Source organism: Brevibacterium sediminis (genome assembly GCF_013623905.1).
GTDB classification, from domain to species: Bacteria; Actinomycetota; Actinomycetes; order Actinomycetales; family Brevibacteriaceae; genus Brevibacterium; species Brevibacterium sediminis.
Genome location: NZ_JABKDD010000003.1, coordinates 146,720 through 158,801, shown reverse-complemented (window position 1 = coordinate 158,801; position 12,082 = coordinate 146,720). Strand labels below are relative to the sequence as shown.

Genomic DNA, 12,082 nt, shown 5'->3' with positions numbered 1-12,082 from the left:
GTCAGCCCAGCGTGCGGTGACGCCCGATCGGGAGCATGAGCGGCTGACCGGACACGGGGTCCTCGATGATCCGGTTCTCCAGTCCGAAGACATGATGGACGTTGTCCTCGGTGAGAACCTCGGCAGGCGTGCCCTGGGCATGGATGGTGCCGCCCGAGAGCATGACGAGCCGATCGCAGTAGCGGGCGGCGAGGTTGAGGTCGTGGAGGACCATGACGATCGTCACTCCGGAGCGCTGATTGAGCTCGGTGAGCAGATCGAGGACTTCGACCTGATGGTTGACGTCGAGGAAAGTCGTCGGTTCGTCGAGGAGCAGGATGTCGGTCTGCTGGGCAAGGGCCATCGCGATCCACACACGCTGTCGCTGACCTCCGGAGAGCTCGTCCACGGGCCGGTCGGCGAGCTCCGCGGTGCCGGTGGTGTCCAGGGCCTCGGCGACAGCGAGGTCGTCGGCGGCACTCCAGCGGGAGAAAGCTCCCTGATGCGGATGGCGACCTCGTCCGACGAGGTCGGCAACCGTGATGCCCTCCGGAGCGATCGGAGTCTGAGGGAGCAGGCCGAGGATGCGGGCGAGCTGCTTCGCCGGCATCGCATGCACCTGCCGACCGTCGAGGACAACCTGCCCCGCACGCGGGGTCAGCAGCCGAGACATCGATTTCAGCAGCGTGGACTTGCCGCAGGCATTGGCCCCGACGATGCCCGTGATGTCCCCGGACGGCAGGGCGAGGCTGAGGCCGGAGATGATATCGGCGTCCCCGTAGGACAGATGCAGACCCTCGGCCGCAAGCGAATGGTCCGTGGTCACAGGGAACCTCCCGAACGATTGATTCTGATGATGAGGTAGATGAGGTACGGGGCGCCGAGAACACCGGTGATGACACCGACCGGGTACCGAGTGCCGAGGGCGAACTGACCGATGAGATCGGCGACGAGAACGAGGAGTGCCCCGACGAGTCCCGCCGGTATGAGGAGTGAGGAACCCGGCCCGATGAGTCGGGCGGCGATCGGTCCGGAGAGGAAGGCGACGAAGGCCACCGGGCCGGCCGCAGCGGTGGCGAAGGCGATGAGTCCGACGGCGGTGACGATGACGAGGAGACGGGTGCGGGACACACGCACGCCGAGAGCCTCGGCGGTGTCGTCGCCGAGCTGCGTGATCGAGAGGTTCTTCGACTGGCCGAGGAGCAGCGGGGCCAGGATGACGAGCGCGATGAGCACCGGAATCACGGACTCCCAGTTCGCACCGTTGAGGCTGCCGGCCAACCAGCGCAGCGCCTCTTGGAGGTCCCATTGGGACGCCCGCGTCAGCTCCCAATTGATCAGGGCCGTCAGCATCGAGGAGATGCCGATGCCGACGAGTATGAGGCGGATTCCCGCGGCCCCGTTCTTATATGCGAGCAGATAGATGAGCAGCGCCACCGCGAGGCCGGCGACGATGGCGAAGATCGAGACGCCGGTGGTGCCGAGGCCGAGGGTGATGATTGCGAACACCGCGGCCGCCGATGCTCCCGAGCTGATGCCGATGATGTCGGGACTGGCCAGGGGATTGCGCAGCATCGTCTGGAACGTGACCCCGCCGAGTCCGAAGCTCAGCCCCACGGCCAGCGCCATCACGGCACGGGGCAGACGGAGACGGCCGACGGTGAAAGACGCCCCGGGGACCTGTTCGCCGGCGATGACACGGACGACCGTGTCGAAGGAATAGAAAGTCTGCCCGACCATGAGGCTGGCCAGGAAGGTCGCGACGATGAGCACGGAAAGGATCACGACGATGCTCGTCCAGTGCCTCGACCGCGCCCTGCGCAGGCTGACGACCGCCTCGGCAGTGGGGGTCAGTGGTGTGATACTCACAGGGATCGGACCTTCTGCCGGCGGACGATGGCGATGAAGAACGGAGCGCCGATGAGCGCGGTGAGGATGCCGACGTCAAGTTCGGCCGGTCGGGCGACGATGCGTCCGAGGATGTCGGAGGCAGTCAGCAGCCCGGCGCCGGTGACTGCCGAGAACGGGAGCAGCCACCGGTGGTCGAGGCCGATGAGCAGTCGGCAGGCATGGGGGATGACGAGTCCGAGGAAGCCGATGGGTCCGGCCACGGCGGTGGCGGCTCCGCAGAGGACGACGGCCCCGGCCGCGGACAGGGCTCGGGTGAGTCCCACATGCTGACCGAGACCCGCCGCGAGCTCGTCGCCGAGGGCGAGAGCGTTGAGCCCCGGACCACACCAGACGCTGACGAAGAAGCCGCCGATGAGGAAGGGCACGATGAGCAGGACGGAATCCATGGTGACTCCGCCGACCCCACCGATCTGCCAATCCCGTGCGAGATCGGAGATGTCACCGCGAGGGAGGACTACTGCGGAGATGAAAGAGGACAGGGCCGCTGCGGTGGCGGCTCCGGCCAGAGCGAGCTTGAGCGGTGTCGCCCCCTGCCGACCGAGGGACCCGATGGCGTAGACGAACACAGCGGTGACCGCCGCACCGGCGATGGCGAACCAGATATAGCCCTCAGCACTGGATAGGCCGAAGAAGGCGATGCCGATGACCACGGCCAAGGACGCCCCGGTATTGACGCCGAGGATGCCAGGGTCGGCCAGAGGATTGCGTGTCACACCCTGCATGACGGCTCCGGAGACGCCGAGAGCCGCGCCGACGCAGACGGCGAGCAGGGTGCGAGGTATGCGCTTGGCCACCGCAGCCTGGTCGAAGCCGGTCGCCGATCCGCCGTAGGCGGCCCACACGTCTTCGAGGCCGACATTGCGGGAGCCGATCATCGTCGAGGCGATCATGAGGACGACGACGAGTGCGAGCGCGGTGAGCATCCACAGGAAGCGGACGCGAGTCGACCGCCGCAGCCTGGCGGCGGTCGACACTGCAGTCGACGTGGCTGTCATCGAGATGGCGGCCTATTTCTGATTCGAGGCGGCCTCGTCGAGCTCGTCGAGGTAGTCGTCGAGGATGTACGAGATCGACAGCGGAGTCGGGTTGGCGGCGGTGCCCAAGGGCTGGTCGCCGGGCAGGTTGACGATCGCATCGTTCTTCACCGCAGGCATCTGGGACAGAAGCTCATCATCTTCCAAGGTCTTGACGAGCTTGTCGTCGCCGTAGGTGACGATGATGTCGACGTCATCGAAGACATCGGCTTGTTCGGCGCTGACCTGCGAGGAGAACTGGTCGGTCTCCTCCGAGGCCTTCGCGATGCTGGCGGGAGCCTTCATGCCTAGATCCTCGAAGAACATCGCACGGGTGTCGTGCGTGGTGTAGAAGTTGACCTCTGACAGATCGGATGGATCGACGTGAGTGAGGAACATCGTCGATTTGTCCTTGATCGCCGGATGCTCGGAGACTGCTGAGTCGATCTCCGACTCGAGGTCGGCGATGAGTTCCTCACCCTCGTTCTTCATACCGATCGCTTCACTGTTGATCTCGATCATCTCTCGCCATGGTGTGCCCCATGCGGTCTCCGGGTAGGCGACGACCGGTGCGATCTCTGACAACGTGTCGTAGTCTTCCTGGCTCAGACCGGAATATCCGGCGAGGATGACGTCGGGCTGGGTGTCCGCGACGGCTTCGAAGTCGATGCCGTCGGTCTCGTCGAACAGGGTCGGCGTCTCCGCGTCGAGCTCGTCGAGCTTGTCTTCGACCCAGGGGAGAACGCCGTTGCCGTCATCATCACCGAAGTCGGCGCTGGCCATACCGACAGGCACGACGCCGAGTGCCAGGGGCACTTCATGGTTGGCCCAGTTGACGGTGGCGACCCGTTCGGGCTTCGACTCGATCTTCGTCGTGCCGAGGGCGTGTTCGATGGTCACAGGCGCCCAGTCACCGTCACCGGCTTCGGCATCAGCGGAGGTCCCGGAGGATGAACAGGCGGAGAGCACGAGTGCTGCCGAAATGGCCACAGGCAGAGCGAAGGCACGGGATGGGCGGTTCATTTCTTCCTTTCGAAAGGTGTGTGGGGCACACCCGGAAAGGCCGGGAAGTAGGTTTGCCTAATCAATACATAGGTGTGCCTAATCAAAGTATCCGAGGAGGCGGTTCGGCGCAATCGAGCAATTGTGACACTCGGTTGCGTCAAACGGACAAATGTGACGATGAAGTCTCTGCTCGGAGATTCGCCGGTGTCGTCCCTGTGATCCGTCGGCACGCTGTGGTGAATGCGCTCGCCGAGGCATAACCCACGTCGGCAGCGGCATCAGGGATCTCGCAGCCGAGTCCGATCAGGGTGATCGCGCAGTGGATGCGGGCCGTCGTCACCCATCGGTTGAAACCCAAGCCGGTCTCCGCGGTGAAGGCGCGGGTGATGGTGCGCGGACTGGCTCCCAGGCGCGTCGCCCATTCCTGAAGAGTCGTCGGATCGCTGGGGTCATTGAACACGGTCTCGACGATCGGGGTCAGCAGCTCGGCGGTCGGTCGGTGGACGAGGACCTCGTGCTCTGCGGGGGACAGGACATCGAGGATCATCGCCTCGGTCAGCGCATAGGAATCGGTTCGGGGTTCGAGGGTCTGCAGCCGTGAGAGCAGAAGGCGCAGCAGCGGGTGGATGCTCACGGTGGTCGGCGCATTGCCCAGCGGTGGCTCGTCGACATCGAATTGTGCTGCTTTGACGACCACTCCGGCGGGAGTCCACCCGGAGTGCGGAATCCCGGCAGGGATCCACATCCCCAGAGGCGGCGTGATCGTCCAGGTTCGGGTGCCGATCGTCACCGTCCCCACGCCATCGTCTCGCCACAGGAGCTCATGTGTGGGGTGGGAGTGTTCGGACCAGTAGGTTTCGTGCTCCATGGTCTCCGCGGAACCGAGGATCTGCATCGGCAGACACACCTGTCCCGCTGAATAGCTGGGCAGGTGGCGTTCGGCCACGCGGCCCGAGGCCGTGGTTCGGGAGTCAAACTGTTTGATCGTGGAGGTCACTGATTCAGGATACGCGGACTCCTCATCCGGTGATCTCCGGGTGGCGGGTGTGGAAGTCCGTGACCTGCTGGAAGGCGTGACCGGCGGCGAGAACCAGGGGTTCGGTGAAGTCACCGCCGACGAACTGGGCTGCCAGGGGAGTGCCCCGTTCGGTGAACCCTGCGGGCAGAGTGATCGAGGGCATTCCGCAGTTGTCGATCGGTGCCGTCGGTATGGTCACCGCAGCGAACAGCTTCTGGTCGGAACCCAGGTTCGCCATCTGCGCGATCGTCGGTGAGCCGACGCCGATTCCCGGCAGCAGGAGCAGATCGATATCGGCCATGAGAGTGCGCATACGGCCGGTGAAGTCTCTCCGCGATTCGAGCAGCCGGTGATAGTCGATGGCGGAGAGTCCGCGCCCGATCTCGATGAGGCCGGACAGGTCGGGGCCGTATTCGTCCGCCCGGGCCGGATACGTCGCCGCGTGGACACCGGCGGTCTCGATCCCGCACAGAGCCGTCCATTCCTTGGCCGCGGCCTCAAAACCGGGAGTTTCGACCTCGAGCACCCGCCAGCCCAGGCCGGTCACCGTTTCGATGGTGTCTTCGAGCATCGCATTCGTCGCGGCGTCGAAGTGCTCTTCGGCCAGCTTGCGGTCGAAACCGACGACCGGGGCTTCGTCGACGCGCAGCGTATTGGGGTAGTCCGGTACCGATTCGAGCGACGAGGTGGGATCGGCCGGATCGTGGCCGGCGATGGCCCGCAGCACGATCGCGGTATCACGGGAGCTGCGGGTCATCGGCCCGATGTGGTCGAGGCTGGGAGCGAGTGCGAAGATGCCGTGGCGGGAGACTCGGCCCCAGGTCGGTTTGAGTCCCGTGACGCCATTGGCCGAGGACGGAAGGCGGATCGATCCGCCGGTGTCCGAGCCGAGCGAGGCGAAGCAGAGTCCGGCCGCAGTGGCCACACCTGACCCTGAGGAGGAGACTCCCGACCAGGTGTCGGCATCCCACGGGTTGACCGGGGTCGGCAGGTCGGGATGGTGACCGGTGAACGCTCCCTCGGTCAGCCGCAGTTTGCCGAGGACGACGGCTCCGGCGGTTCGCAGTCGAGCGACGACGGTGGCATCGAAATCTGGGCGGAAGTCCGCATGGATCGTGGTGCCCGCACCGGTCGGTGCATCGTGAGTGTTCGCAAGATCCTTCGCCGCCACGGGGACACCGTGCAGATCGCCGAGCCAGTTGCCGCGGGACAGGAGGGAATCGGCGCGGTCGGCCTCGGCGAGGGCCGATTCGGCCATGACCGTGGCGAAGGCCTGCAGTCGGGGCTCGAGGCTATCGATGCGTTCGAGCATCGCTTCGGTGACCTCACGCGAGGACAGCTGCCTGGTTCGGATGAGTGTCGAGACTTCGTGGAGCTCGAGGAACGGGATCTCGGTGCTCGTCGGTGTGGTCATCATGCCTCCCTGCATCGGTTTCCATCACCTTAGCCGATCTTCTCACCAGGGTGAACAGTCATCTACGGGGCTATTCTCCGGCCAGTTCCCGCAGTGCTTGGATGTGTGCCTCGAGACGTCTGCTCCCGTCTTTGCTGATCGAGACCCAGGTGCGCGGGCGTTTGCCCACGTACCCCTTCTTCACCTCGATCATTCCGGCCTTCTCGAGTGCGGTGATGTGCCGGGAGAGCACGGAATCGGAGACGCCGAGACTGTCGCGCAGCAGTTTGAACTCGGCCCTGTCCCGGCTCGTCAGGCTCGACACGATGCCGAGTCTCGTGGGGTTGTTGAGCTCCGGTTCGAGCCGGGACAGAGAGTCGCCGAGGTGGGGGATCGTCTCGTCTTCGGTGCGCGCGTCCTCTGGTTCGGTCGCGGAGTTATGTTTCGCAGTCATCGTCGGTCCCTCCTCAGCGGCGCAGGGCCAACAGGGAGAAGGCCGGGGCGGCGATCCACAGCAGTCCTGCGGCGATGAACGGGATCGGACCGCCGGCTGCGAACGAATCGGCCATAACGCCGGCGACGAAGGCGACGATGATGACGCCCAGCCATATCAGCAGCAGGGCGGTGGAGCGGCGGCTCCAGGACAGGGCCTTGACGAGATAGACGACCAGGGCGGGAATGATCCAGCTCAGTCCGGCTCCGGCGACGATGAGCTGAGTCGTGTTGTCGTCGATGATGCCGATGGTCATGAGGCCGACGGAGAGTCCGGCGGAGAGAACGAAGAGCAGTGTGACCAGCGGCCACGCATCGCCGCTGCGCGCCCGGGACTGGTTCGCTTCGACCTGGCTGAGAAGATCTGCAGCCTGCTGCGGGGTGGGGTTCGCGTTCATGTCGATTCCTCTGATTGGGGTTGCTCTTTGGAAGTGATTCCACAGTACCAACTATTTTCCATGTTGGAAAGTACTTTCACCAAAAACTCCCCATTACTACCTGACGGCGGCTCAGCAACCTCGCGCGAGGTTGCTGAGCCGCCGTCAGGTAGTAATTAGGGGGTGGAGACTGCGACTGTGGCGGCCAGCTCCGTGGCCTTCTCCAAATGCTCCTCGGTGACTTCGCCGGTGAAGATGAGGGGGTCGAAGGCGAGCTTCCAGCCCAGGCCGGTCGTGATCTGCTTCATCGCGGTTTCGGCACCGGTCGTGTCGTAGCCGCCGTGGATCCAGTAGGAGAACGGTCTGCCGGCGGTCGGTTCGCGCACCGCGTCATAGGTGGTGTCGAAGAAGTGCTTGAGGGCGCCGGAGATATAGCCGAAGTTCGCGGTCGTGCCGAGCACATAGGCATCCGCGGCGAGCACATCAGCAACACTTGCCTCCAGCGCCGGGCGGATGGTGACGTCGATGTCGCCGAGCTCGGGCATACGCAGCCCGGACTCGGCCGCCTCGGCGATCCGTACCGTCGCAGCGGACGGGGAATGATGAACGAGCAGAACGTTGACCATGGCCCCACCCTAGCCCCGGCCGGTGCCCTCCGTCAGCTGCCATGTCTACAGTGGAGCCATGGCAGTCATCTTCGACCCCCTGCGCGGACGTGTGCGTCCGGAAGCCAGCCACCCCGATGCCGAGATCATCGACATGCTCACGAAGACCTATTCCGATGCGGAATGGGCGGTGCTCACCGGGGCGGGAATGAGCACGGACTCCGGCGTGCCCGACTACCGTGGACCGGATTCCCCGCCGCGGAAACCGATGACGATCCAGACCTTTCTCTCCCACCCCGATCAGCGAGCCAGGTACTGGGCGCGGTCATGGATGGGCTGGCCGCGGATGCGCGGCACTCGCCCGAACCAAGCTCACCTCGCCCTGGCCGAGCTGTCCGTGGCCGGGATCATCACCCAGAACGTCGATGGACTCCATCAGGCCGCCGCCGAGGCGGTCGCCGCCGACCGCGGGAACGACGCCGGAGCCCCGGCGCCGAGTCCCGTCATCGACCTCCACGGCAGCCTCGACCGAGTGATCTGCCTGAGCAACGGACACCTGTTCGACCGCGACTGGGTACAGCGGAGACTGAGCGAACTCAACCCGGACTTCGCCGAGGAGGTCGGCATCGACCCCATCGACGTCGAAACCGCACCCGACGGCGACGTCGAACTCGAGGATACTGCCGGATTCGCAGTCCTCGACTGCCCCGAATGCGGTGGACTGCTCAAGCCCGATGTCGTCTATTTCGGCGATTCCGTCCCGGCCGCCAGGGTCCAGGCAGCCAATCGGATCGCCGACGAGGCTGCCGGACTCGTGGTGCTCGGGTCCTCGCTGGCAGTGCTGTCGGGACTGCGGTTCGTCAGGACGGCTGCGAAGGAAAGCAAACCCGTCGTCATCGTCACCGACGGGCCGACCCGCGGAGACGAATTCGCCGACTTCCGGTCGATCTCCCGCGTCGCCGACTTCGTCACCGCGTGGGCAAGCCGGTGAGGAGATCAGGCGGCGATTCGGCCAGGCATCCAGGGGAGTCCAAGCCGGGAATGGAAGACTGAGAGTCATGAGAGACAATCTGGCTCGCGCCGAACGACTGCGCCTTGTCGACACAGCCCGCCGTGCCGGGGACGACGCACCCACCCTGTGTGAAGGGTGGACGGTCAGGGACCTTGCCACCCACCTCGTCATCCGCGAACGTCATCCCCGCGCTGCCGCGGGCATCTTCATGCCGAAGTTCTCCGACCGCCTGCAGGCGAAGGAAGACGAGTACGCCGAGATGCCGTTCAGCCGGCTGCTCGGACTCGTCGCCGCACCGCCGAAGTGGACCCCGGGCGCCCTGCCGGGAGTGGAGACGGTGATGAACACGACCGAGTTCCTCGTCCACCACGAAGACATCCGCCGCGCCGCGATCGAATGGATTCCGCGTCGGCTGTCGAAGGCGGAGACCGCGACTGTGTGGGCACAGACGAAGGTGGCCCTCCTGCCCTACGCGGCGAAGGCGAAGGGGCCCGTGACGATCGAAGCCCCGGGCTTCGGTACCCGCACAGCAGGGAAGAAGGGCAGCGGTGAGGCCACGACGATCACCGGGGCACCTCTCGAGCTGCTTCTCTATCTCATGGGACGGGTTGAACACGCACTCGTTGACGTGCGCTGAACTTCGGGAAAACCCTATCCAGGTCGGGGGATTGGTCCCTGTCGGCGTCCGGTGACGTCTTCCTAGGCTGGTATCAACAGCCGATACCAAGGAGACCAGCACCATGAACGCAGCACCCACCCCGACTCCCGATCAGTTCGACCAGACCTCCGCGGGACAGTACCCACGCCCGTCCGCCGGGCAGTACGAAGCACCGCAGAGCTACCCGACGCAGTACCGCAATGGCCAGCGTGCCGAGGAGGATCCGGGCAAGGTGCTCGGCATCGTCTCGCTCGTGGCGACCCTGTCGACCTTCCTCGGATTCAACTTCATCGGACCCGTCGTCGGCATCATCACCGGTCACATGGCGCGCAAGCGCTCACAGGAAGCAGGTTTCGGAGACAACGAGATGGGCAAATGGGGCTTCATCTTGGGCCTCGTCTTCCTCGGTCTCCTTGTCCTCGGATGGGCACTCGGAATCTCCTTCGGCATCGTCGGCGGCCTGGCCAGCCTCATGGCCGGCTGACCGCGACAAGAAGGCAACACCGACAGAGAAACCGCAGAGGGCCGACCCATGTGGGTCGGCCCTCTGCCGATTTGAGAAGCTCGTGTCAGACGAATTCAGTATCCGACCCAGGCTCCGCGTTCCTGGTCGAGGACACGCGGGTGCAGCAGCGTCGAGGCTTCGACCTTGCCCACAGCCGCGCGATCACGGTCCGGTGGGAACGTCGTCGAGGCGGCGAGCACCTCGGCGGTGGCGAATTTCAATCCGTCCGGAGCATCATCGGCCACGGTCACCTCGGGGCCCTCCCCGTCGAGATCGGCGAGGAAATATCCCCAATCACCGAAGCTGGGGACATCGACGTGATACGGAGTCGTCGACAGTCCCGCCTCGGCGACGGCCTCACCGATGCCCCAATAGGCTTCAGGGGCGAAATAGGGGGAGCCGGCCTGGACGACGAGGCGCGCCTCCGGGGACATCACCTGGCGGATGAGCCCGTAGAACTCGATGCTGTAGAGCTTCGACGTCGCCACATCATCGGGGTCGGGAAGATCGGCGATGACCGCGTCATAGGCCGAATGCTTCGCCTCCCGCAGCCACGTGAAGGCATCGGCGGCGATCGTTGTCACCCGCGGATCGTCGAGGGAGTCGTCGTTGAACGCGGTGAAGTGCTCCGAGGTCTTCGCCAGTTCGAGGACCGCGGGGTCGAGGTCGACGAGCGTGACTGACTCGACGTCGGGATACTTGAGGATCTCGCGCACGGCCAATCCATCGCCGCCGCCGAGGACGAGGACGTTGCGCCGCGGACCGTTCAGCAGCGGATGGACGAGGCTTTCGTGATAGCGGTACTCATCGGCCGAGGCGAACTGCAGATCCCCGTTGAGGAACAGCCGCGTATCACCGGTCCTCGTCGCCTCGGTGAGCACGATCTCCTGGTAGTCCGACCGCTGCGAATACACGATCGGATCCCGGTAGAGACGCTGCCGGGTGGTGACTTCGATGTCGTCGGTATACACCCACACAACGGTGAGCCCGCCGAGGATGAGCACAAGCAGCGCTGCCAACATGAGTTGGGCGGCGCGGCTGAGTTCGGAGCGGAAGAGCCAGAGGACGATGAGGATGCCCACCAGTGCGTTCGTCATCCCCACGGCCAGCGCACCGCGCGGCAGACCGAGCAGCGGCAGCAGGAGGAACGGGAAGGCGAGCCCGCCGATGAGTCCGCCCACATAGTCGGCGGCGAAGAGGTCGGCCACTGCGCTCGAGGCCTTCTGCGCGCGGATGCGTTGGACGAGCTCCATGAGCAGCGGGATCTCCGCGCCGATGAGCGCGCCGATGACGAACGCGAGGGCCACCATGGCCACCGTGTAGACGTCGGCGAAAGCGAAGGCGAGATAGAGCAGGATGACGGAGAGCCCGCCGATGATGCCCAGGGCCGCCTCGATGAGGGCGAAGGAGACCGCGGCGAACCCGGTCAGCCGCTTGGTCGCCAGCGAGCCCACACCCATGGCGAAGACCATGACGGCCAGGACGATGGAGGCCTGGACGATGGTGTCGCCGAGCAGATAGGACCCCAAGGCCACGAGCGCGAGCTCGTAGACCATTCCGCAGCTCGCGCAGATGAACACGGCGAGCAGGACGAAGAATCGGGCCGGCCCCGGACGCATCGGGAGGGTGATCGGTCGGGCCGCCTCGGTGGTGGTGCCGGAGCCGTCGTCAGCGGTATTCAAAGGAGGGCTGCGGCCATGATGCCCGCGATGCCCAGGTGGGCGGTGGCGTTGACCCAGACCTCGGGGTGCATCTGTGGGGAGTTGATGATGTCGCCGGTCTTGCCCGGGGTGAGCAGGCCGATGAGCACGAAGCTCACTCCCATGAGGATGATGCCGAGGATGCCGAAGACGAGGGTGGACAGGATGCCCGCGGCCAGGTCATCGGAGCTGGCGCGGATGGCTGCGATGACGATGATCGCGACTCCGGCCAGGTCGGAGGCGACGAGGACCGCGGCATTGCGCGACTTCTGCTCCCACAGGATGACGTGGAGCTTGCCCGGGGTGAGCAGGTCGACGACGAAGTAGCCGATGACCATGAGGAGGAGTCCGCAGCCCGCATAGGAGAGGACGACTCCGGTCTCGTAGATGAGGTAATTCAGGAGCATGTCTGCC

Annotated in this window: 14 protein-coding genes; 3 read left to right on the top strand and 11 right to left on the bottom strand. The window is 65.2% G+C overall.

The annotated features are described in order from the left end of the window. Window position 1 precedes the first annotated feature (1 nt). The 9 genes from HK108_RS06840 to HK108_RS06800 form a co-directional block, all read right to left on the bottom strand. Window positions 2-805: an ABC transporter ATP-binding protein gene (locus HK108_RS06840; RefSeq protein WP_181270955.1), complete on the bottom strand. Its 804-nt coding sequence runs from the start codon at window positions 803-805 to the stop codon at window positions 2-4. Continuing rightward, window positions 802-1,848, bottom strand: a complete 1,047-nt coding sequence (locus HK108_RS06835) for a FecCD family ABC transporter permease (RefSeq protein ID WP_229664008.1) — start codon at window positions 1,846-1,848, stop codon at window positions 802-804. Before HK108_RS06835 ends, HK108_RS06840 begins: the two co-directional genes overlap by 4 nt. Next, window positions 1,845-2,885, bottom strand: a complete 1,041-nt coding sequence (locus HK108_RS06830) for a FecCD family ABC transporter permease (RefSeq protein WP_181270954.1) — start codon at window positions 2,883-2,885, stop codon at window positions 1,845-1,847. Before HK108_RS06830 ends, HK108_RS06835 begins: the two co-directional genes overlap by 4 nt. Before the next feature lie 12 nt (window positions 2,886-2,897). Continuing rightward, the gene (locus HK108_RS06825) at window positions 2,898-3,926 is read right to left on the bottom strand and encodes an iron-siderophore ABC transporter substrate-binding protein (protein ID WP_181270953.1); all 1,029 of its coding nucleotides are present in this window, start codon (window positions 3,924-3,926) and stop codon (window positions 2,898-2,900) included. Window positions 3,927-4,065: 139 nt separating this feature from the next. Then, window positions 4,066-4,905 carry a helix-turn-helix domain-containing protein gene (locus tag HK108_RS06820; protein ID WP_229664007.1) on the bottom strand — a complete coding sequence of 280 codons (840 nt, stop codon included), beginning with the start codon at window positions 4,903-4,905 and terminating at the stop codon, window positions 4,066-4,068. A 22-nt stretch (window positions 4,906-4,927) separates the two neighbouring features. Further along, window positions 4,928-6,340 carry an amidase gene (locus HK108_RS06815; RefSeq protein WP_229664006.1) on the bottom strand — a complete coding sequence of 471 codons (1,413 nt, stop codon included), beginning with the start codon at window positions 6,338-6,340 and terminating at the stop codon, window positions 4,928-4,930. A gap of 70 nt (window positions 6,341-6,410) precedes the next feature. Further along, the gene (locus HK108_RS06810) at window positions 6,411-6,773 is read right to left on the bottom strand and encodes a winged helix-turn-helix domain-containing protein (protein WP_181270951.1); all 363 of its coding nucleotides are present in this window, start codon (window positions 6,771-6,773) and stop codon (window positions 6,411-6,413) included. A gap of 13 nt (window positions 6,774-6,786) precedes the next feature. Then, the gene (locus HK108_RS06805) at window positions 6,787-7,209 is read right to left on the bottom strand and encodes a hypothetical protein (protein WP_181270950.1); all 423 of its coding nucleotides are present in this window, start codon (window positions 7,207-7,209) and stop codon (window positions 6,787-6,789) included. A 155-nt stretch (window positions 7,210-7,364) separates the two neighbouring features. Continuing rightward, window positions 7,365-7,814: a flavodoxin family protein gene (locus tag HK108_RS06800; RefSeq protein ID WP_181270949.1), complete on the bottom strand. Its 450-nt coding sequence runs from the start codon at window positions 7,812-7,814 to the stop codon at window positions 7,365-7,367. A 58-nt stretch (window positions 7,815-7,872) separates the two neighbouring features. Here HK108_RS06800 and HK108_RS06795 point away from each other — a divergent pair, with 58 nt between their 5' ends. The 3 genes from HK108_RS06795 to HK108_RS06785 all read left to right on the top strand — a co-directional run bounded on the left by HK108_RS06795 (window position 7,873) and on the right by HK108_RS06785 (window position 9,947). Then, on the top strand, window positions 7,873-8,784 hold the full coding sequence (locus HK108_RS06795; RefSeq protein ID WP_181270948.1) for a Sir2 family NAD-dependent protein deacetylase: 912 nt from the start codon (window positions 7,873-7,875) through the stop codon (window positions 8,782-8,784). A gap of 67 nt (window positions 8,785-8,851) precedes the next feature. Then, the gene (locus HK108_RS06790) at window positions 8,852-9,442 is read left to right on the top strand and encodes a TIGR03085 family metal-binding protein (RefSeq protein WP_181270947.1); all 591 of its coding nucleotides are present in this window, start codon (window positions 8,852-8,854) and stop codon (window positions 9,440-9,442) included. Window positions 9,443-9,545: 103 nt separating this feature from the next. Next, window positions 9,546-9,947 carry a DUF4190 domain-containing protein gene (locus tag HK108_RS06785; RefSeq protein WP_181270946.1) on the top strand — a complete coding sequence of 134 codons (402 nt, stop codon included), beginning with the start codon at window positions 9,546-9,548 and terminating at the stop codon, window positions 9,945-9,947. Between the two features lie 95 nt (window positions 9,948-10,042). Here the strand turns inward: HK108_RS06785 and HK108_RS06780 are convergent, their stop codons facing one another. Beyond that, on the bottom strand, window positions 10,043-11,650 hold the full coding sequence (locus HK108_RS06780; protein WP_229664005.1) for a polyamine aminopropyltransferase: 1,608 nt from the start codon (window positions 11,648-11,650) through the stop codon (window positions 10,043-10,045). Continuing rightward, window positions 11,647-12,075 (bottom strand): DUF350 domain-containing protein, encoded by a 429-nt coding sequence (locus tag HK108_RS06775; RefSeq protein WP_052240077.1) that lies wholly within the window; start codon window positions 12,073-12,075, stop codon window positions 11,647-11,649. The genes HK108_RS06780 and HK108_RS06775 overlap by 4 nt, the downstream gene beginning before the upstream one ends. Between the last annotated feature and the right edge of the window lie 7 nt (window positions 12,076-12,082).